Origin of the sequence: Streptomyces sp. SID8352 (assembly GCF_009862265.1) — a bacterium.
In the GTDB taxonomy this organism is placed as follows: Bacteria; Actinomycetota; Actinomycetes; order Streptomycetales; family Streptomycetaceae; genus Streptomyces.
This window is the reverse complement of sequence record NZ_WWGX01000115.1, coordinates 60634-81162: the sequence shown is the minus strand read 5'-3', so window position 1 is coordinate 81162 and position 20529 is coordinate 60634. Positions and strand designations below refer to the sequence as shown.

The window sequence follows — 20529 nt, the reverse complement described above, 5'->3', positions numbered from 1 at the left end:
GGAGCACCCGTGCGCAGAGCCGACGGCGACGCCCGCAATGCATCGGCCGACCTGATCCTGCGGGGCGGTGCGGTCCACTCCCTGGCGCCCGGCGGCGGGGACGCGACCGCCCTCGCCGTACGCGACGGGCTCGTCTGCGCCCTCGGCGACGACCGTGAGGTGATGGCCCACGCCGGGTCGGCCACCCAGGTCGTCGACCTCGCCGGACGAGCCGTGCTGCCCGGCATCAACGACGCCCATCTCCATGCCACCTGGCTCGGCGCGATGTGGCCGACGACCCTGTTCGGTGACGAGGCGGGTCCCGGCCCCGTCCCCCACCGGCCGCTCCTCGACGACGCCCAGCGCCGCGAGGCCATCCTCCGGGCCGGAGCCCTGGCCGCCTCCCTGGGCATCACCAGCTACACCGAGCCCGGCCTCGGCCCGGGGGAGGACCACGGCGAGAGCGGTGCCTTCGGTACCTCGGTCGCCCTGCAGTACCGCGCCCTGGCCGCCGAGGGCCTGCTGAAGGCCCGGGTCACCGCGCTGTGGCTGTACGGGGAGCTGGACGGCCCGAGCGATCTGGAGCACTTCCTCGCCGGCCTCGCCGCCCTGGACTCCTTGACGAGCGACCCCCGGTGGCTGCGGTTCGCCGGCGTCAAGATATTCGCCGACGGCATCCCGCCGATGCGGTCCGCCTACACCCACCACTGCTACGCCGACGGCGCCAGCGCCACCCTGCTCGTCGACGGCACCGACGACGCCGACCGCGAGGCGAACCTGGCCCGCATGATCATCGCCGCGCACCGGGCGGGACAGCAGGTGGGCGTCCACGCCACCGGCGACCGGACCATCGACATCACCCTGGACGCCATCGAGCGCGCCCGCGCCGACCACGACGCCGACCTGGGCCACTACATCATCCACGGCGACCTCGTCACCCGTCCCCAACTGCGCCGCATGGCCGCGCTGGGCGTCGGCCTGGACACCCAGCCGGAGATCGCCCTGCGCACCCGCTCCCTGGTGGACGACGCGCTCGGCCCCGGCTCCGCGGCGGCGGCCTGGCCGCTCCAGGCGGTGCTGGACGAGGAGGTCTCCCTCTGCCTGACCTCCGACGCGCCGGTGCTCTCCCCGGACTGGCGGCGCCAGATCGCCGCCGCCGACGCGTGGATGGGTCCTGCGGCCGACCCCCGCGCGCGGATGGAACGCCTTCTGCGCTGCTACACCGTCGAACCCGCCCGCCAGGACCACGCCGCCGACTGGAAGGGGACGCTCGCCCCCGGCATGGTCGCCGACCTGTGCGTCCTGGAGGCCGATCCGCTGGCGCTGGTTCCGGCGGAGCTGCCGGACGTGGCGGTGGACCTGACGGTCGTCGACGGCCGGATCGTCCACGACCGAGCGACGACGCCGGAACCGGTGTGACGGTGACGGAAACGGTGTGGCGGCGCCTGAACCGGCGTGGCGGTGGCGTCGCCCGGGTGGGTGGGCCCGGCTCACCCCCGCGCGGGGCGGTGCTCTCGCTTGGGCACGGTGATCTCGGCGGGGAGCGGCGCTCTCGCTTGCACGGGGTGATCTCGGAGGGGTGTGCTGCTCTTGCTTGCGTACGCTGACCTCGCGGGGGAGCGGTGCTCTTGGCGCGGAGCGGTGCTCTCGGTGGTGCGCGGCGCTCTCGAAGGTGCGCGGGGCGTGCGGATGTGCGGCCCTGCGCCGCGTGGTTCGTTCGCGGATGATTGTTGATGGCGGCGCTCCTTGGGGGCGCCGCTCTTGTCTGTGGGCGGTGCTCTCGATTGGGAGCGGTGTTTGTGGTGGTGAGCGGTGCTCTCGGTCTGCGCAGGTGGCCGGGGCCGGGACCCGTGACCGGGGTCGGGGCTTGGGCTCGGGCTCGGGCCGGGCCGGGCCGGGGGCTGTACCTGGGGCTGAGGCTGCGGCCGGGGCTGACCTGGAGTAACGCAGATCTCTTGTGTGAGCGCCGCTCTCCTGCGTGAGCGCCGCTCTGCCGTGTGAGCGCCGCTCACGCGGGAGGCCGGTGCTCGCTGAAGAGGCTGCCGCACGTGTGGGCTTCGCGTGGGGGCATGCGGCGGGGTGCGGCCTTGGCCGAGCACGGCGCTGCTCTTGCCGGTGGGCACCGCGTAGATCTGGGTCGCCTCCCTGCTGCGTGAGCGCTGTTCGTCGGCGAGGTCTCCGCTCGTGTCTGTGAGCGCCGCTCGCGTCGTTGGCCACTGTTCGCCAGCGAGAGCGCCGCTCGCAATCCGGAGCGGGGGTCACTTGGGAGAACGTTGCTCGCCCTTCTGTGGGGATGGCCCCCTGGGGGGAGGGAGGAGGTCGGAGCACTGCTCACTTCCGAGGTCGCTGCCCGCCCGGGAGAGCGCTGCTCGCCGCGCCCGGGGGTGCTGCTTGTCGGGGAAAGCGCCGCTCGCATTTGAGGCGGCGGCTCGCCAAGGAGAGCGCTGTTCCCCTTCATGAGCGCCGCTCCCTTCTGCGAGCGGGCCGCCTCGATTGTGAACGCCGCTCGCAACCGAGGCCGCCGCTCATTGGGGAGAGCGCTGTCCCCTTGTGTGAGCACCGCCTTCATCCGCGAGCCACCGTCCTGCTCTGCGAGCACTGCTCCCCTTGGCGAGCACCGTCCTCCCCTGTGACTACCGTCCTCTCTTGCGGCCGCTGTCCTCTCTTGTGAGCGTGGCTCTCCTCTGTGACCACCGCTCTCACCTGTTGCCATCGCTCTCCTCTGTGAGCGTTGCCCTCCTCCGCGAGCACCGCTCCCACCCGAGAACGCTGCTCACCCAACTTCACCCAACCTCACTGACCCCCATCGCCCCCCTCGACGCCCCAGCACGCTGAGCGTCACTCCCCCCGGGCCCGTCCGAAGAGCGCGCCTTCCGACGCCGACGAGCGCTGCATCCGCCCCCTCGCACCATCCCCGGGGCAAGGCGAAGGCCCGCACCGTGTCGGCTCCCCGAGGAGAGCCGACCGCACCGATGCGGGCCCGAATCCGCAGGCAACGCCTCCCGACGTGCCCCACGTTCCACGTGCTCCAGGCGCTCCACGCCTGCGCGCGGAACCCGCCCCTACGTGAGCAGTTGCCCCCCGTCCACCGCCAGGCTCGTCCCCGTGATGTGTGCCGCGCCGTCGCCGGCCAGGAAGACCGCCGCCGCGGCGACGTCCTCCACCGAGGCGAACTTGTGCAGCGGGATGCGCTGCTCCCACGCCTCGCGCTGCGGCGAGCCCTCCGGCATGCCGACGGCCATCATCTCGGTGAGCACGGGGCCGGGGGCGACGGCGTTGACGCGGATGCCGCTGTCGGCCAGTTCGATCGCCGACCAGCGGGTCAGCGCGTCCACCGCCGCCTTGCTGCTCTCGTAGCCGCCCATGCCCGGCGTGGGCTGCCGGCCGCCGATCGAGGAGAGGTTGACGATCGCGCCGGCGACCCCGGCGTCGACCATGCGGCGGGCCGTGTGCTGGGTCATGAGGAAGGTGCCCAGCACGTTGGTGCGCAGGATGGTGTCCAGGTCGCCGCCGGGCAGGTCCAGCAGGGTGCCGTGGACGGTGAGCAGTCCGGCGTTGTTCACCAGGACCTCGACCGGGCCGAACTCCTCCTGGACGGAGTCCAGTTCGCGCGTGATCGCGGCCTCGTCGGTGATGTCGAGGGTGCGGCCGTGGACGCCGAGGGCCTGGGCGGTCTCCGTGACGCGCTGGGCGTCCCGGTCCGCGATCACCACGGTGTCGCCCAGTTCGGCGAAGGCCGCGGCGACTCCCCGGCCGATCCCGCCCGCTCCACCGGTGACGAGCACGGTGCGTGTGCGCTGCATTTTCACTCCCCTCGCGCCGAGACCTGTGTCACGGCGTCTCGGTATAGTATACAAGCGTAGACGAAAAAACCCGTGGCTTCCGGGAGGCGCTTTGAGCACTGCACAGTCCGTTCCCCGCCGCCGTTTGGGGCCCGACGGCCCCGAGGTTCCGGTACTGGCACTGGGGTCCTGGAACACCTGGGACCGGATGGAATTCGACGACGCGGTGTCGTTGATCGCGCGGGCCGCGGAGCTCGGCTGCGCCTTCTTCGACGTCGCGCACTACAACATGGGGCCGCACGCGGAGAACGCCCGCACGGACCTGATCTTCGGCCGCGCGGTGCGGGAGGCCGGGCTCGCCCGCTCCGACTGGCAGTTCTGCGGCAAACTCTGGCTCTGGGACTACCCCTCCACCGGCTTCACCCAGCAGATGGAGACGTCCCTGGAGCGCGTCGGCGTCGAGCGGGCCGACATGGTCGTCGTGGGCGACTACTTCGGCGAACTCGACGTGGAACGCGTCGTCACCGACGTCGCCGAGCAGATCGAGGCGGGCCGGTTCACCACCTGGGGTGTGAACAACTGGCAGTACCGCGACCTGCGCGCGGCCATTGACATCGCCCGTGAGCGGGGCCTCGTGCCGCCCGCGTTCGCACAGCTCAAGTACGGCCTGGCGCGCAGGTCGATGGCCGAGGGTGGCTACTACGGCCCCCTGTTCGACTCCGGGGAGCTGGCCCTCCAGGCGTCGGACGTCTTCGAGGGCGGCCTGCTCGTCGGCAACCTCCGGCCGAACCGCAAGATCGGCGCCGATGTCGGCGGTATCCGCGAGCGCATCGCCGACTCGTACGCCGAGGTGCAAAGGCTCGCCGACGGGTTCGGCACCACCCCCGCCCGCCTGGGCATCGCCTTCTGCCTGGCCAACCCCGCCACCGCCAACGTGCTGGTCGGCGTCTCCCGGCAGGCTCAACTGGAGGACAACGCCGGGGCCGTCGCCCTGCTCGACCGGATCGGCGCCGACGCGCTCCGTGAGGCGGTGAGCGGTCTGTGGATCGACCGCGAGGTCGCCGCGGACGGCACCTGGTGACCGGCGCCCCCGACCCGACGGCGCCCGCCCGCCCCACCGCTCCTCCGGCCCCCGGGGCGTCCACCGCTCCTCCGGCCTCCGGGGCCCCCATCGCTCCTCCGGCCCCCAGGGCCCCAGAGGCCCCGCCCCACCCCCGTACGACCACCCTTCAGGAGAACACCATGACCGCACCCGGCACGCCCGCCACGCCCGAGCGCATCGTCGACATCGCCATCGGCTACATGGGCGCCAAGCAGCTCTTCGCCGCCGCGCGCACCGGCCTCTTCCGGGCCCTGGCCGACGGTGAGCGCGATGTCGCCCAGCTCGCCTCGGAGACCGGCCTCAGCGAGCAGATGACGCGCATCCTGGCCGACGCCATGAACGGACTGGGCCTGCTGGAGCGGACCGACGGCCGCTACCGGCTGGCGCCGGACGCCGCGGCCCACCTGAGCGGTGCGGGCGACCTCGACCTGCACCCCTTCCTCGCCTTCCTCAACGAGATCAGCTACGGCCACTGGCTGCAGTTCGACACCACCGTCGACACCACCGAGCCCGGTGAGCTGAAGATGGACGAGGGCCGCTGGAAGTCCTTCATGGCCGGTGTCATGCGCTACAACTCGCTGCACGCCGCGATGCTCGCCCGCTCCTTCGACTTCGGGCCCTACCGGGACCTGCTCGACCTCGGCGGCCTCTCCCCGGAGTTCGCCATCGGCGCGCTGCGGGCCAACCCCGAGCTGTCCGCGCGCTTCGTCTTCGACCCGGCCTCCTCGGAGTCGATAGCCGAGGCGCTCGCCGCGGCCGGCCTCACCGACCGGGCCGTGATCGACGCCGCCCCGACCGACACCGCGGACCCGGGCGGCGAGCACGACCTGGTCATGGTCAACCACGTGATCCACCGCTTCGACGCCGAGCAGAACCGCGCCATCCTCACCCGTGCGCGCGCCGCGGCGCGCCCCGGGGCGACGCTGCTGCTGCTGGACTTCCTGCTGGACGACGACGAGCGCCAGCGCCCGATCGACGCCCTCCACGCCGGCGAGTACTTCGTCATCGACGGCACGGTCGTCTACCCGGAGTCCGAGGTCACGGCCTGGCTGGAGGCGTCCGGATGGCGCCGTCGCGAGGTGCTGGCCCTGCCCGGAAGCCCCCGTGTGGTGGTCGCCGAGGCCGTCTGAGGCACCTCCGGGACACCCGTTTCACACCCTGGTTCCCGCCCGGGGAAAAATGGCCCCGCCGCTCGCCAATTGGCTGCGGCGGGGCCATTGCCTTTTTCGCCGACGACCGTAGACTAACGGCCACGACATGTGAGGTGGCGGACAGGAGAACTCCTCCGCGCACCCACTCTCAATCTGTGGGCCGAGCGCTGCGACGGCGAGAGGTCGGGCGGTATCCCTCTCCCGGATCGATCTGGCACCAGCGCACCCTCTTACACCCGAGAGAAGATTCCATGAAGAGAATCTGGAGAGCCACACTTGTCGCGGTCGCCGCGTTCGCGATGGCCGCGTGTACCAACACCGCCGACACCTCCAGTGGCGGCGCCAAGAACGATATCAAGATCGGGACGCTGCTCGACGTGACGTCCTGGGACCCGGCGCAGGCCGACATCGGTTTCGACGGACCGTACCTGTCGGCCGTGTACGACCCGCTGGTCTCCCTGGACAAGGACTCGAACCCCGTCCCCGGGCTCGCCACATCGTGGACGTACTCCTCGGACCGCCTGACCCTCACCATGAAGCTGCGCAGCGGTGTGAAGTTCAGCGACGGGAAGCCCTTCGACGCCGAGGCCGCGCTGAGCAACCTCGAGCACCTGAAGGCGGGCGTCCGTTCCGGACAGACCTACGCCAACGTCTCCGGCTTCAAGAAGGTCGACGAGGGCACCATCGCCCTCAACCTCAAGAAGAAGGACGACGCGCTCCTCTACTACATGGGGCTCGGCCGCAGCTGGATGGCCTCCCCGGCCGCCATCGAGGCCGACTCGCTCGCCAAGGCCCCCGTCGGCTCCGGCCCGTACACCTTCGACACCGGCCGCTCGACCCCCGGCTCCGAGTACGTCTTCACCAAGCAGTCCGGGCACTGGGACGACAAGACCTTCCCCTTCGGCTCGGTGAGCGTGCTGCCCATCCCCGACCCGACCGCGAGCTTCAACGCCATGCTCTCCGGCCAGCTCGACATCGCCTACGCCAACGCCGCCGACATCCCCCGGGCCAAGGAGAACGGCTGGAACGTCGCCTCCGACGTCGCCACCTGGGTGGGCATCCAGTTCACCGACCGCACCGGCAAGGAGCTCAAGCCCCTCGGTGACGTCCGGGTGCGGCGGGCCATCAACCACGCCTTCGACGGCGCCGCCATGCTGAAGTCCGTCGGTCAGGGCGCGGGTGTCGCCACCAACCAGGTGTTCCCGGCCGGACGCGCGGCCTACGACGAGTCGCTCAACGACCGCTACGCCTTCGACATGGACAAGGCGAAGAAGCTCATGGCCGAGGCCGGCTACGCCGACGGCTTCAAGGTCACCCTGCCGATGTCGTCGATCTTCCAGCCGTGGCAGCCGTCCGTCCAGCAGACCCTGGGCAAGCTCGGCATCAAGGTCACCTGGAAGAACATGTCGCCCGCCGACTACCAGAAGAACGCGGCCACCTACCCCATGTTCGTCGCGGTCCTCGCCCTTGACTCCAACCCGGCGGCCTCGGTGGACGGCCGGATCACCTCCCAGCAGTGGTTCAACCCGAACCCGTCGGTCAAGGACTTCCCCGAGGTCGACAAGCTGGTCGGGAAGATCGAGGCGACGACCGGTGACGCGCAGGTGCCCCTGATCCGTGACCTCAACGAGGAAATCACCGACCAGGCCTGGCAGGACGTGTGGTACCAGGCGAACAACACCTACTTCAGCACCAAGGACATCACGGTGACCCCGATCACCGGGATGATGTTCCCGACCCTGCGATTCGTCCAGCGCGGCTAATACCCGTACCGGTGGGGCCGCCCTTGCGACGGGCGGCCCCGCCCCCAGAGGGGCCCCTACATGATCAGATTCACGATCCGGCGACTGCTGTCAGGACTAGCCCTCCTGCTCGTCGTCACCTCCGCCACCTTCTTCCTGGCGCACCTGGCCATCGGCGACCCCACCGCCGGCCTGCTCGGCAACAACGCCACCCCCGCGCAGCGGACGGCCCTGCACGAACGGCTCGGACTGGACCGGCCCCTGCTCGTACAGTTCTGGGACTGGTTCTCCCACGCGGTACGCGGTGACTTCGGCACCTCGTGGCGCAACTTCCAGCCCGTCTCCGACCAGATCGCGCTGCGGGTCCCGGTCACCCTGTCGATCGTGGTGGCCGCCACCCTCCTCGCGGCCGTCGTCGGGATCGCCGTCGGCGTCGCCACCGGTCTGCGTCCGGGCGGTTTGCTGGCCCGCGTGCTGAAGCTCGCCTCCGTGGTCCTGTTCGCCCTGCCCGGCTTCTGGGTCAGCCTCGTGCTGGTCATGACGTTCGCGGTGCGGCTCAAGTGGTTCCCCGCGGTGGGCTACGTGCCCCTGACCCACTCCGGCTCGGGATGGCTCAGCTCCATCACCCTGCCCGCGGTCGCCCTGGCGCTCGGTGCGATCGTGATGATCGCCGAACAGCTCCGCAACGGCTTCCTGGAGGTCACCAACCAGGACTTCGTCCGCACCCTCCGGGCCCGCGGCCTGTCCTCCCGCCGGGTGACCCTGCACGTGCTGCGCAACGCCTCGCCCGCCGCCCTGACCGTGCTCGCCGTGATGTTCGTCGGCCTGCTCGGCGGCGCCATCGTCGTGGAGATCATCTTCAACCTCCCGGGCATCGGCAGCCTCACCCAGTCGGCCTCCCAGATCGGTGACATCCCCATCCTGCTGGGGCTGACCGCCGTCACCGTCGTCTTCGTCGTCCTCATCAACTTCCTGCTCGACCTCGTGCTCGGCTGGATCAACCCGAAGGTGCGCGAGCAATGACCGATGCCGTGATCCCCGCACCCGGCGACCCCGTCCGCTCCCAGCGACGCCTCTGGTCCCGCTATCTGCGCCGCCCGCTCGGCGTCGCGGCGCTGGTGGTCTTCCTCGCCGTCGTCCTGGTCGGACTCCTCGCCCCGCTGCTGGCCCCGCACGACCCCAACCTCGTCGACTACTCCCTCACCCAGGCCGGACCCAGCTCCGAGCACCTGATGGGCGGCGACTCGGCCGGGCGCGACATCTTCAGCCGCCTGCTCTACGGCGCCCGCACCACCGTCTACGGGGCCGCCATCGCCTGTCTCGTGGGCATCGGGCTCGGTGTCCCCTCCGGCGTGGCCGCCGGGTACTTCGGCGGTGTCACCGACCGGATCTGCTCGTGGATCAGCGACGGGCTCCAGTCCGTGCCCGGAATGATCGTCCTGCTGATCGTGGCGGCCGGCACCGGTGCCGACTTCACGGTGCTGATGGTGACCGTCGGCGCCTTCATGGCCCCCGGCTACTACCGCATCTCGCGCTCCAAGGCCCTCGCCGTGCGCAAGGAGCCCTATGTCGACGCCGCCCGGGTCGCCGGACTCACCCACGTCAAGATCCTGCGCGCGCACATGCTGCGGGCCGTCCAGGCGCCGGTGATCATCCAGTCGGCGCTCACCGCGGGCGTCGCGATGGGCATGCAGACCGGTCTCCAGTTCCTCGGGGTGGGCACCGCGTCGACCCCCGACTGGGGCCAGATGATGAACGACGGCTTCCGCACCATGGGCACCCACCCGCTCATCCTGCTGTGGCCCTCCGCCGCCCTGGGTCTGACCATCGCCGCCCTCGCCTTCATGGGGTCGACCCTCGCCGACCTGGTCAGTGTGCGCACCGAGCCGGTGCGCCCCCGCCGCCGCTCCGCCGCCCCGGCCGCCGCGAAGCAGGTTGACGGCGCGTCCGACGGGAGCACCGCAGCCGAGGCGCCCGCCGCCACCGGCGAGCTGGTGCACGCCGCCGGTGACAGCGCCCTGCGCGTCGAGAACCTCCGCGTCACCTACCGCACCCCGCACGGCGACAAGCCGGTGGTCCGCGGGGTCAGCCTGGATGTCGCCCCCGGCGAGGTCCTCGGCATCGTCGGCGAGTCCGGATCGGGCAAGTCGCAGACCGTGTTCTCCGCCCTGGACCTGCTCCCCGTCAACGGCGGCGCGACCTGCGACGGCATCTGGATCGGCGGCCAGGAGGTCGGCTCGCTGCCCCGGGCCAAGCGCCACGCGCTGCTCGGCACCCGGATCGGCTACGTCCCCCAGGAGCCGATGAGCAACCTCGACCCCTGCTACACCATCGGGCACCAGCTCGTCGAACCCCTGCGCTCCGTGCACAAACTGACGAAGGGTCAGGCCAGGCAGCGGGCGCACGACATCCTCGTTCGGGTGGGCATCACCGACCCCGAGCGCGTCATGGCCTCCTACCCGCACCAGGTCTCCGGCGGCATGGCGCAGCGCGTCCTCATCGCCGGCGCCGTCGCGGGCAAGCCCCAGCTCCTCGTCGCCGACGAGCCGACCACCGCCCTCGACGTCACCGTCCAGGCCGAGGTCCTGGAGCTGCTGCGCGAACTCCAGCAGGAGTACGGGATGGCCCTCGTCATCGTCACCCACAACTTCGGCGTGGTCGCCGACATCTGCGACCGGGTCGCGGTGATGCGGGACGGCCGCGTCATCGAGACGGGACCGGTCGAGCGGATCTTCGCCCAGCCCGGCGACCCCTACACCGCGGAGCTGATCAGGGCCTCGCAGGACGACACCGAAAGCCGCGACGACCTGGACGCGGCGTGGAACACGGCCGGACGGACGGTGCACACGTGAGCACGGACACCAAGGACAGCCCGCTGCTGGAGGTCGAGGACCTCGTCATCGACTACCGCCGCGGTCGCACCGTGTTCCGCGCGCTCAAGGGTGTCTCGATGACCATCGGCGCCGGCGAGTGCGTCGGACTCGTCGGGGAGAGCGGATCGGGCAAGTCGACGCTGGGCAAGGCGATCCTGGGCCTGGCCCCGGTCGCCTCCGGCACCATCCGCTTCGACGGCCGCGACATCACCCACGCCAAGGGCGCCGCCCGGCGGCGCCTGGCCGCCGACCTCCAGGTGGTGTTCCAGGACCCCTACGGTTCCCTCGACCCCACGATGACCGTCGGCCAGATCCTCGCCGAGCCGCTGACGGCCTCCGGCACCGGGAGGGCCGCGGCGCGGGCGACGGTGGCCGAGATGCTCGACCACGTCCGGCTGCCCGCCGACACCGTGTCGCGCTACCCCAGCGAGTTCTCCGGCGGCCAGCGGCAGCGCATCGCCATCGCCCGGGCCCTGGTGCGCCGTCCGCGCCTGATCGTGTGCGACGAGCCGGTCAGCGCCCTGGACCTGACCACCCAGGCCGCGGTGATCGACCTGTTCATCGACATCCAGCGGGAGACCGGTGTCTCCTACCTCTTCGTCTCCCACGACCTCAACGTGGTGCGCCGCATCTGCCACCGCGTCTCCGTGATGTACCAGGGGGAGTGTGTGGAGACCGGGCCCAACGAGACGGTGACCCGCACCCCCGAACACCCGTACACCCGGCGTCTGCTGCTGGCCTCACCGGTCGCGGACCCGGGCCGGCAGGCCGAGCGCAGGAGGAGCTGGCTCGGTCTTCGTGCGACGGCCGGATCGCCAGTAGCGTAGGAAAGACTATGCCGAAGATTATCGACCACGATCAACGACGGCGGGAAATCGTCGCCGTCGCGAAGAAGCTCATCATCCAGGGCGGCTTCGAGGCCGCGACGATGAGGAGCATCGTCGCGGAGGCGGGCTTCGCCAACGGCGCCCTGAAGCGGTACTTCCCCAGCAAGGACAGCATCGTGGCCGCCACGTTCCAGAGCGTGCTCGCGGACATGCACGAGCGGATGATGCAGGAGGGCGACCCCTCCGCCGACCCCCGGGAGGCGCTGCGCCGCGACATCGAGGCGACGCTTCCCCTGGACCGGTACCGCATCGACTCCGCACGGGTGCTGCTCGCGCTGTGGGAGCACTCGATGGCCAACGAGGAACTGGCCGTCCTGTACCGCGACCACCTCCACCAGTGGCGGCGGCTGCTCGGCACCCGGATCGCCGCCGCGCGCGGCCGGGACGAGGCCGCCGACGAGCCCGCCGTGAGCGGACTCGCGGGCGAGATCATCGGCATGTCCATCGGGGCCAACGTCACCTCCCTGATGTTCCCGGACGGCACGCTGATCCCCGAATACCTCGCCCACGTCGACCGGTTGATGCGCAGGCTCGACGACTGAACCGGGCGCCCGCCCGCCGCGTTGACTCACAGGACAAGGATGCCGAATGGACGTGCGAGGCCAGCTTTTCATCGGAGGTGAGTGGACGGACGCCGCCGACGGCGCCGAGTTCACCACCCTGGACCCGGCCACGGGCGCGCCGCTGGGACGGTGCGCCGCCGCCGGGCGGGCGGAGGTGGACGCCGCGGTGGACGCCGCGCGCGGCGCCCTGGCGGACCCGGCGTGGGCCGCCCTGCCCGCGGCGGAGCGCGCCCGGCTGCTCTGGCGGATCGCCGAACTCATCGAGCGCGACGCCGCCGAGCTGGCGGAGCTGGAGACCCGCGACCAGGGCCAGCCCCTTGCCGTGGCGCGCGGGGTGAGCGTCGCCGGGGCGGCCGAGCACTTCCGCTACTACGCGGGCTGGGTCACCAAGATCGAGGGAAGCGTCAGCCCCGTCTCCTTCCCGGACACCCTGCACTACACCCGCCGCGAACCCGTGGGGGTGTGCGCGCTCATCACCCCGTGGAACTTCCCGCTGATGATCGCGGCCTGGAAGATCGCCCCGGCCCTGGCCTGCGGCAACACCGTGATCGTCAAGCCCGCCGAGCAGACCCCGCTGACCACCGTGCGCCTGGTCCGGCTGTGCGAGGAGGCCGGGTTCCCGCCCGGTGTCGTCAACCTGCTCACCGGCGGTCCCGAGACCGGCCGGGACCTCGTCGGCCACCCCGGCGTGGACAAGGTCTCCTTCACCGGCTCCACGGAGGTGGGGCAGGAGATCGTGCGGGCCTCCGCCGCCGACCTCAAGCGCGTCACCCTGGAGCTGGGCGGCAAGGCCCCCAGCATCATCGCCCGGGACGCGGACATCGACGCCGCCGTGCGGGGGAACGTGCAGGGCGCCCTGCTCAACAGCGGCCAGGTGTGTGCCGCCTACTCCCGCTTCTACGTCGACCGGCGACGGGCCGACGAGTTCACCGAGAAGCTGGCCGCCGCGGTCGCCGCCCTGCGGCTCGGCCCCGGAATGGCCCCGGAGACCGAACTGGGCCCGCTGGTCACCGACGGCCATCTGGCCCGGGTGGACGCCATGGTGCGGGAGGGCGTCGCCGAGGGCGCCGAACTGGTCACCGGCGGGGCCCGCGCCGAAGGCCCCCTGGAGCGGGGCAACTTCTACCGGCCCACCGTGTTCGCCGGTGTCCGGGACGACATGGCCATCGCCCGCCAGGAGGTCTTCGGCCCCGTCCTGCCCGTCCTCACCTACGAGGACGAGGACGAACTGACGGCACGGGCCAACGACACCCGGTACGGCCTGGCCGCCGCCGTCTGGACCCGCGACCTGTCGACCGCCCACCGGCTGGTGGCCGGCATCCACGCGGGCGCCGTGTTCGTCAACATGCCCGCGATACCCGACCCCGCCGCCCCCTGGGGCGGTTTCCGGTCCAGCGGATGGGGCCGGGAGATGGGCTCCTACGCGCTGGACGTGTTCACCGAGACCAAGGGCGTGTGGATGCACCACGGTTGAGGCCCGCGCCCGACCGAGGCCCACGCCCGAAGAGAAGAGGACCGGAGCAGATGACTGAGCACACCCCCGACCACGACGGAGTGCGCGCCGCGGTGGAGGCCTATGTGACCGCGGTGAGCGCCGGGGACGCCGGGGCCGTCCGGGCGGCCTTCCGGCCGGACGCCCACATGTGGGGATACCTGGGCACCGAACTGGTGTCAGCGCCCATCGGGGCGTTCTGCGAGGTGGTCGCGGCCGACACCCCGGGGGAGTGGACCCCGGGGTACTCGTACACCGTCCGCTCGGTCGAGGTGAGCGGCGAGGTGGCGGTCGCGGTCCTCGACGAACGCGGCTACCAGGGCCACGACTTCACCAACCACTTCTCCCTGGTGCGGGAGGACGGGGTCTGGCGGCTGGCCGGCAAGACGTTCTTCCGCCGCGACCCGGAGTGATCCCGGCGCGGTGCGCGCACGGCGGAAGGGCCCCGGTGATCCGGGGCCCTTCCGCCGTTCCGGGCTCGGTGCGGCGGGCCCGGAACGGTGCGTCCGGGCGGGCCGACCGCGACGGGCGACCCGCCCGGGCCCGTCGGCGACCCGGCCCGCACTCCCGCGCGACACCCTCCGCGGGTGCGGGAACGCGCGAGGTCCGCCGCGTCCGGTGGCGGGCATTCGCGCGCGGCGCCGGACGGGGCGGACCGGAGGACGGGGGAGGGGGCGCGGGGCACCACCCTCCCACCGGCGTCACAGGTGGTAGGCGTACTCGGTGAACTCCCAGTCGGTGACGTGCCGGTGGAAGCGGGCCACCTCGTCGCGCTTGTACGCCACGTAGGACGCGGTGAAGTCCTTGCCGAGCAGTCCGGTGAGGGCCGTGTCGGCCTCCAGCGCGTCCAGGGCGGCGGTCAGGGACATCGGCAGGACGGGGGAGCGCGCGGCGTCGTAGCCGTAGCCCTCCAGGGGCGCGGGCGGCTCCTCCCCGGCCAGGACGCCGAGCAGGGCGGCCGCCACGGTGCCGGCGACCAGCAGGTACGGGTTGGCGCTGGCGTCCCCGAGCCGCAGTTCGAACCGGGAGGCGGGGCCGCGCTCCGGCGGGACGCGGAGCATGGCGCTGCGGTTGTCCAGGCCCCAGTCGATCAGCCAGGGCGCCAGGGTGTCGGGACCGAAGCGCTTGTACGAGTTGACCGTCGGGTTGGCCAGCGCGGTCAGCGCGGGGGCGTGGGCGAGGATGCCGGCCATGGCGTGCCGCGCGGTGGCGGACAGGCCGTGGGGCGCGGCGGGGTCGGCGAAGACGTTGTCGCCGTCGGCGTCCAGGCAGGACAGGTGGAGGTGGAAGCCGGAACCACCGGCCTCGTTGAAGGGTTTGGCCATGAAGGTGGCCAGGCGGCCCTCCCGCCGGGCCAGTTCCTTGACCGCGGACTTGAAGCGGAAGGCGCGGTCGGCGGCGTCCATGGCGTCGGAGTGGGTGAGATTGATCTCGAACTGGGCGCCGTCGTACTCGTGGTTGCCGCTGCTGACGCCGATGTCCATGGCGGCCAGCAGGCGCAGGGTGCGCAGCAGGTGGTTGTCCGGGTCGGCGCGCAGGCCCGCGGTGTACACGACGCCGTCGGCATCGCTGTAGCGCCGCCAGCCGCGGGCGGCGGCGGGGTCGGCGTCGCAGAGGAAGTACTCCAGCTCCGGACCGACCACGGGCCGCAGCCCGTGCTCCGCGCACCGGTCGAGGACGGTGCGCAGCAGGTCGCGGGGCGACTCGGGGGCGGGCAGCCCGGTGGCCGGGTCGGTGACGTCGCCCAGGCAGGTGGCCACACCGGGCTCCCAGGGCAGGGCGGTGAGGGTGCCGAGGTCGGGCACGACGCGGATGTCGGGCAGGCCGGCGTCCAGTCCGCCGGGGACGGCGACCGTGTCGCCCTGGGGGCTGGTGTGGTAGACGGCGCGGCAGAACGCGAGGCCGTGCTCCACGGCCGAGGGCAGGTGGTCCAGCAGGACGTCCCGGGCCCGTTCGGTGCCGATGAGGTCGGGATAGGTCACCCGGACCACGTCGATGCCCTCGGCGGCGAGCCGTTCCATGTGCCGGCTGACGGTCGGGGTGTCGGTTGCGCTCACCGGGGTCTCCTGGGGGAAGGGGGCGCCCGAGGGGGCTGGGGGCGCGGGGAGAGGAAGAGGAGGCGGAAGGGGCCGTGTCGAACTGCGTGGGCGCAGGAGGCCGTTCACCTGTATGGGATCAAACGGTAGGGAGGGCGACGGGTCTCCCGCAAGGGGTCTGCCGCATAATTTATCCATCCGGATAGGTATTGACCGGAGGTCTCCGGCTTCCTATGTTGTTTGAAGCCAAACGAGCCGGTCGGCCGAGCGGGCCCGCCGGTCCGTCCGTCCCGCCCGTCCGTTCGGTCGCAGGTACGGATCGACGGACCGTCGGGCAACCTGGCCGTCGGTCAGGTCGTCCGGCGGACGGGTGGTCCGGCGGGCCACCCGCTCGACCGGCCGCCGCCCGGCGGTCCGGTCCGTCCGGCGCGGCGCCGGACGCGACCCGTCCGCCCGGGCCATCGCCCCCAGGCAGCCGGCCCGGTCCGTGACCGGCAAGGTCCCGCGCCGCCGGGCGGGGCACCCCGTCCACCCCTGCCCGTGCCGCTCCGTCCGCAACGTCCCGGTCCACCGCCGCCGGGGCGCGCCATCCGCCCGTACCGCCCGGCCGTTCCGCCCCCGCCGACCGGCCGGCCCCGTCCCTCCGGCAGCCGTCCGAGCGGCCGTTCAAGGAGCCCCCAGTGACCAGTGTCCGCGGATTCTTCCACCCCAAGACGGCGACGGGTGACTCCTCGCTGATCCCGTCGCCCCCGTGGCACTACTCCGGCGACCTGCTGACCGTCGAGTACCGCACCGACCCGGCCCGGGTGCGCGAACTGCTGCCCGAGCCCCTGGAACTGGCCGACGAGGACCCCGGCGCGGTCGCGCTGATCTGGGCCGACTGGCAGTCCTGCTCGGCCTCGGGACGGGAACTGACCGACCCGGTGCTGGCCCAGTACAAGGAGGCCTTCGCGGTCGTCCGCTGCAAGTACCGGGACCGCACCTACACCCGCTGCGTGTACATCTGGGTCGACAAGGACTTCGCCGTCGCCCGCGGACTGCACCAGGGCTACCCGAAGAAGCTCGGCTCGATCCACCAGACCCGCCCGCACCCCTACGGCCCGGCCCCGCGCATCGAGGCCGGGGCCCGCTTCGGCGCCAGCCTCGCCGCCGCCGACCGGCGCCTCGCCCAGGCCGTCGTCACCCTGCGGGAGCCCTCCGGGACCAACGGCTTCGTCAACGGCCATCCCATGGCGCACCACCGCTGGCTGCCCTCCATCGAGAAGGGCCGGGGGCTCGCCCTGGACGAACTCGTCGAGTCCGGAGCCGCTTCCTTCGAGGGCGGGCAGCCCTGGGTCGGCGACGCCGAGCTGGAACTCTTCGAGGCACCCACCGAGGAACTGGCCCGGCTGGAGATCCGCGAACCGATCGCCGCCTACTACCGGCAGATCGGCGTGGTGTGGGACGGCGGACGCCTCCTGGAGTCGGGCACCTCCGGGGCGCGGTGACGGCGCTCCCCGGCGCCGCCCCCGCCGGGTGACCGCCCGCACGGGCGCCCCCGTGCCCGGTGCCCGCACCGCACCCGCGCCCGGGGCCGCCCGGGCCCGCACCGCCCCGGAACACGGCGCCCCGTGTCCGCCACCGCAGCACACCGACCGGACCACCAGGAAGCAGAGGCCATGAGCGCACACCTCACCACCGTCGCCGGCGTCCCCGTCGACACCCGGCACTGGATCGGCGGCGAACGGGTCGCCTCCGCCGCCACCTTCACCGACACCTCGCCCATCGACGGCGCCCCCCTCGCCGAGATCTCCCGGGGCACCCCGGCCGAGGCCGCCGCGGCCGTCGCCGCCGCCAGGGCCGCCTTCCCGGGCTGGGCCGCCACCCCCCGCGCCGAGCGCGCCCGCCTGCTGCGCGCCGTCGCCGACGGCGTGGACCGGCGCCTCGAGGACCTCTCCCTCGTCGAGACCACCGACAACGGCGCCCTGCTGCGCTCCCACCGCCGCGGCGTGATGCCCCGTGTCGCCCACAACTTCCGCTTCTTCGCCGACCGGCTGGAGGAACTGGAGCACGAGGACTTCACCACCCGCGACCACACCAACCACGTCACCTGGGACCCGGCCGGCCCCTGTGTCCTGATCACCCCCTGGAACGCGCCCCTGATGCTGGCCACCTGGAAGGTGGCCCCGGCCCTCGCCGCCGGCAACACGGTCGTCCTCAAGCCCGCCGAATGGTCCCCGCTGACCGCGTCGCTGCTCGCGGACATCGCCGCCGAGGCCGGACTGCCGCCCGGCGTCCTGAACGTCCTCCAGGGCTACGGCTCCGAGGTGGGCGACGCCCTCACCTCCCACCCGGACGTGCGCCGCATCAGCTTCACCGGCTCCGTGCCGACCGCCCGCCACATCGCCGCATCCGCCGCCCCGCACCTCACTCCGCTCAGCCTCGAACTCGGCGGCAAGTCACCGCTGCTGGTCTTCGCCGACGCCGACCTGGACCTCGCCGCCGACCTCGCCGTCGAGCAGTACGACAATGCCGGGCAGGTGTGCCTGGCGGCCACCCGCATCCTCGTCGAGGAGTCCGTGGCCGAGGAGTTCACCCGCCGCTTCGTCGACCGGGCCTCCCGGCTCCGCCAGGGCGACCCCCGCGACGAGGCGACCGACATCGGCCCCAACATCCATCCCCGCCAGCTCGACAAGATCGACGGCTTCGTGCGCCGCGCCCTCGCCGACGGGGCCCGCGCCGTCATCGGCGGCCACCGCGGCGAGGGCCAGTACTACGCGCCGACCCTGCTCACCGACGTGCGCCAGGACTCCGAGATCGTGCAGGAGGAGGTCTTCGGCCCCGTCCTGACCCTCCAGACCTTCACCGGCGAGGACGAGGCCGTCCGCCTCGCCAACGACACCCGCTTCGGCCTGGCCGCCACGCTCGCCACCGGCGATCCCTCGCGCGCCGGCCGGGTGAGCGCCCGCCTGGTCGCCGGAACCGTCTGGGTCAACTGCTTCTTCGTCCGCGACCTGCGCGCCCCGTTCGGCGGCTCGCGCGACTCCGGAGTGGGCCGCGAGGGCGGCACCTGGAGCTTCGACTTCTACTGCGACGTCAAGAACACCGTCACCGCTCCGAAGGGATGGAACGACCATGGGTGAGATCGTCGGAGCGGGCCTGCTCGCCCATGTGCCCACCATCGTGCTGCCCGAGGCGACCCGGCTGGAGCTCAACGAGGGCAAGGAGATCACCCTCGTCACCGGACTGCGGGAACTGCGCCGGGACGTCTTCGAACGCGACGACTACGACACCGTCGTCGTCCTCGACTCGCACTGGGCCACCACGGTCGAGTTCGTCGTCACCGCCCAGCGGCGCAGGGCCGGCCTGTTCACCTCCGAGGAACTGCCCCGGGGCATGAGCCGGATGCCCTACGACTACCCCGGCGATCCCGAACTCGCCGCCAACATCGCCTCGTTCGCCGACCGGCACGGCACCTGGATCACCCCGATCGACGACGACTTCCTGCCGGTCTACTACGCCACCATCAACCTCTGGAAGCACCTGGGCGAAGGACTGCCCGACAAGCGCTGGGTGTCCGTCGGCGTCTGCCAGACCGGCGACGCGGAGGACCATCTGCGCTTCGGCCGGGCCCTCGCCGACGGCATCGCCGCCACCCCGGGCCGACGCGTCCTGCTGATCGCGTCCGGAGCCCTGTCGCACACCTTCTGGCCGCTGCGCGAACTGCGCGACCACGAGGCCAGCGACCCCGTCCACATCTTCACCCCCGAGGCCCGCGCCGCCGACGAGGAGCGCATCGCCTGGTTCCGGGAGGGCCGTCACGACCGGGTCCTGGACACCATGGACGAGTTCGCGCGGTTCAAGCCCGAAGCCCGCTTCGGCCACTACCTGATGATGGCCGGCGCCCTGGGCGAGGGCGCCTGCACCGCGCCGGGCCGCCAGTACGGCGAGTACGAGAACTCCGTCGGCACCGGCCAGGTGCTGATGTGGTTCGACCGCCCCGCCGACGGCTGGACCGGCACCCCCGCGCCCCGGCCCACCGATTCCCGCAGCGCCTAGAGAGGCCCCGCCATGCCCGAGTACCGCCGCATCCTCCTCGACGGCGCCGCCGTGGAGACCGTCCGCGACGGCGACGACCTCGTCGCCGGTGACGGACGGCGCGTCCGCGCCGAGGACGCCCTCCACCTGCCGCCGGTCGTCCCCTCCAAGGTGATCGCCGTCCACCTCAACCACCGCAGCCGGGTGGACGAGTTCCGCATCGGCCTGCCGGACACGCCCACCTACTTCCACAAGCCGACCTCGGCGCTCAACGGCCACGGCGGCGCCGTGGTGCGCCCCGAGGGCTGCAAGTGGCTCAACTACGAGGGTGAGGTCGCCATCGTCATCGGCCGCACCGCCCGCAACATCGCCCCGGCCGACGCGGGGGAGTACATCGCCGGGTACACGGTGGCCAACGACTTCGGACTGCACGACTTCCGCGACACCGACGCGGGCTCCATGCTCCGCGTCAAGGGCTCCGACACCCTGTGCCCGCTCGGCCCCGGCCTGGTCACCGACTGGGACTTCCACGGCAAGCGGCTGCGCACCTACGTCAACGGCGAGGTGGTGCAGGACGGTTCGACCGACGAGATGACCTGGGACATGCACTACCTCGTCGCGGACATCGCCCGCACCATCACCCTCCACCCCGGCGACGTGCTGCTCTCCGGGACCCCGGCCAACTCCCGTCCGGTGCGTCCCGGCGACGTCGTCGAGGTGGAGGTCGAGGGGCTCGGGCGGCTCACCAACCACGTGGTCACCGGCCCCACCGCCATCCGCTCCGACGTGGGGGCCCAGCCGACCGAGTCCGAGGAGGTGCTGTCCACCGCGCTCGGCGGCGACTGGGAGTTCCGCGGGATCAGGCCGCCCAAGCGGTGACCGGGGACCCGCCGGTAGGGTCGGCG

The 20529-nt window shown here is 72.3% G+C and carries 16 protein-coding genes; 14 read left to right on the top strand and 2 right to left on the bottom strand.

Features of this window, described 5'->3' with window-relative positions:
- Positions 1–9 precede the first annotated feature (9 nt).
- Positions 10–1398 carry an amidohydrolase family protein gene (locus tag GTY84_RS32555; RefSeq protein ID WP_161230032.1) on the top strand — a complete coding sequence of 463 codons (1389 nt, stop codon included), beginning with the start codon at positions 10–12 and terminating at the stop codon, positions 1396–1398.
- Between the two features lie 1643 nt (positions 1399–3041).
- On the opposite strand, the gene GTY84_RS32550 is transcribed toward GTY84_RS32555, so the two are convergent.
- Positions 3042–3782, bottom strand: coding sequence for an SDR family oxidoreductase (locus GTY84_RS32550; protein ID WP_161230031.1), 741 nt, complete (start codon positions 3780–3782; stop codon positions 3042–3044).
- A gap of 91 nt (positions 3783–3873) precedes the next feature.
- On the opposite strand from GTY84_RS32550, the gene GTY84_RS32545 reads away from it, so the two are divergent.
- The 9 genes from GTY84_RS32545 (at position 3874) to GTY84_RS32505 (ending at position 13984) form a co-directional block, all read left to right on the top strand.
- Positions 3874–4842, top strand: a complete 969-nt coding sequence (locus GTY84_RS32545) for an aldo/keto reductase (RefSeq protein ID WP_161230030.1) — start codon at positions 3874–3876, stop codon at positions 4840–4842.
- A 161-nt stretch (positions 4843–5003) separates the two neighbouring features.
- Positions 5004–5993: a methyltransferase dimerization domain-containing protein gene (locus GTY84_RS32540; protein WP_161230029.1), complete on the top strand. Its 990-nt coding sequence runs from the start codon at positions 5004–5006 to the stop codon at positions 5991–5993.
- 272 nt (positions 5994–6265) lie between these two features.
- Positions 6266–7777, top strand: coding sequence for an ABC transporter substrate-binding protein (locus tag GTY84_RS32535; protein ID WP_161230028.1), 1512 nt, complete (start codon positions 6266–6268; stop codon positions 7775–7777).
- A gap of 60 nt (positions 7778–7837) precedes the next feature.
- A complete protein-coding gene (locus GTY84_RS32530; protein ID WP_161230027.1) occupies positions 7838–8779 on the top strand; it encodes an ABC transporter permease in 942 nt (313 codons plus the stop codon).
- Positions 8776–10608, top strand: coding sequence for a dipeptide/oligopeptide/nickel ABC transporter permease/ATP-binding protein (locus GTY84_RS32525; protein WP_161230026.1), 1833 nt, complete (start codon positions 8776–8778; stop codon positions 10606–10608). Before GTY84_RS32530 ends, GTY84_RS32525 begins: the two co-directional genes overlap by 4 nt.
- Entirely contained in the window at positions 10605–11456 is an 852-nt protein-coding gene (locus tag GTY84_RS32520; RefSeq protein WP_161230025.1) for an ATP-binding cassette domain-containing protein, read from the top strand. Before GTY84_RS32525 ends, GTY84_RS32520 begins: the two co-directional genes overlap by 4 nt.
- An 8-nt stretch (positions 11457–11464) precedes the next feature.
- On the top strand, positions 11465–12058 hold the full coding sequence (locus GTY84_RS32515; RefSeq protein WP_161230024.1) for a TetR/AcrR family transcriptional regulator: 594 nt from the start codon (positions 11465–11467) through the stop codon (positions 12056–12058).
- A 46-nt stretch (positions 12059–12104) separates the two neighbouring features.
- Positions 12105–13553, top strand: coding sequence for an aldehyde dehydrogenase family protein (locus tag GTY84_RS32510; protein WP_202552530.1), 1449 nt, complete (start codon positions 12105–12107; stop codon positions 13551–13553).
- Between the two features lie 50 nt (positions 13554–13603).
- Positions 13604–13984: a nuclear transport factor 2 family protein gene (locus tag GTY84_RS32505; RefSeq protein WP_161230023.1), complete on the top strand. Its 381-nt coding sequence runs from the start codon at positions 13604–13606 to the stop codon at positions 13982–13984.
- 288 nt (positions 13985–14272) lie between these two features.
- Here the strand turns inward: GTY84_RS32505 and GTY84_RS32500 are convergent, their stop codons facing one another.
- Positions 14273–15628 (bottom strand): glutamine synthetase family protein, encoded by a 1356-nt coding sequence (locus tag GTY84_RS32500; protein ID WP_161230022.1) that lies wholly within the window; start codon positions 15626–15628, stop codon positions 14273–14275.
- Between the two features lie 659 nt (positions 15629–16287).
- Here GTY84_RS32500 and GTY84_RS32495 point away from each other — a divergent pair.
- From GTY84_RS32495 to GTY84_RS32480, 4 genes are all read left to right on the top strand, one after another.
- Positions 16288–17094, top strand: a complete 807-nt coding sequence (locus GTY84_RS32495; RefSeq protein WP_161230021.1) for an acetoacetate decarboxylase family protein — start codon at positions 16288–16290, stop codon at positions 17092–17094.
- A gap of 171 nt (positions 17095–17265) precedes the next feature.
- On the top strand, positions 17266–18729 hold the full coding sequence (locus GTY84_RS32490; protein WP_161230020.1) for an aldehyde dehydrogenase: 1464 nt from the start codon (positions 17266–17268) through the stop codon (positions 18727–18729).
- Entirely contained in the window at positions 18722–19645 is a 924-nt protein-coding gene (locus tag GTY84_RS32485) for a 3,4-dihydroxyphenylacetate 2,3-dioxygenase (protein ID WP_161230019.1), read from the top strand. Before GTY84_RS32490 ends, GTY84_RS32485 begins: the two co-directional genes overlap by 8 nt.
- 12 nt (positions 19646–19657) lie before the next feature.
- Positions 19658–20503, top strand: a complete 846-nt coding sequence (locus GTY84_RS32480) for a fumarylacetoacetate hydrolase family protein (protein WP_161230018.1) — start codon at positions 19658–19660, stop codon at positions 20501–20503.
- The last annotated feature ends 26 nt before the right edge of the window (positions 20504–20529 follow it).

Coding starts and splice junctions, on each gene's coding strand:
- GTY84_RS32550 (WP_161230031.1), bottom strand. CDS start 3,782: ATGCAGCGCACACGCACCGTGCTCGTCACCGGTGGAGCGGGCGGGATC.
- GTY84_RS32540 (WP_161230029.1), top strand. CDS start 5,004: ATGACCGCACCCGGCACGCCCGCCACGCCCGAGCGCATCGTCGACATC.
- GTY84_RS32535 (WP_161230028.1), top strand. CDS start 6,266: ATGAAGAGAATCTGGAGAGCCACACTTGTCGCGGTCGCCGCGTTCGCG.
- GTY84_RS32530 (WP_161230027.1), top strand. CDS start 7,838: ATGATCAGATTCACGATCCGGCGACTGCTGTCAGGACTAGCCCTCCTG.
- GTY84_RS32525 (WP_161230026.1), top strand. CDS start 8,776: ATGACCGATGCCGTGATCCCCGCACCCGGCGACCCCGTCCGCTCCCAG.
- GTY84_RS32515 (WP_161230024.1), top strand. CDS start 11,465: ATGCCGAAGATTATCGACCACGATCAACGACGGCGGGAAATCGTCGCC.
- GTY84_RS32510 (WP_202552530.1), top strand. CDS start 12,105: ATGGACGTGCGAGGCCAGCTTTTCATCGGAGGTGAGTGGACGGACGCC.
- GTY84_RS32505 (WP_161230023.1), top strand. CDS start 13,604: ATGACTGAGCACACCCCCGACCACGACGGAGTGCGCGCCGCGGTGGAG.
- GTY84_RS32490 (WP_161230020.1), top strand. CDS start 17,266: ATGAGCGCACACCTCACCACCGTCGCCGGCGTCCCCGTCGACACCCGG.
- GTY84_RS32485 (WP_161230019.1), top strand. CDS start 18,722: ATGGGTGAGATCGTCGGAGCGGGCCTGCTCGCCCATGTGCCCACCATC.
- GTY84_RS32480 (WP_161230018.1), top strand. CDS start 19,658: ATGCCCGAGTACCGCCGCATCCTCCTCGACGGCGCCGCCGTGGAGACC.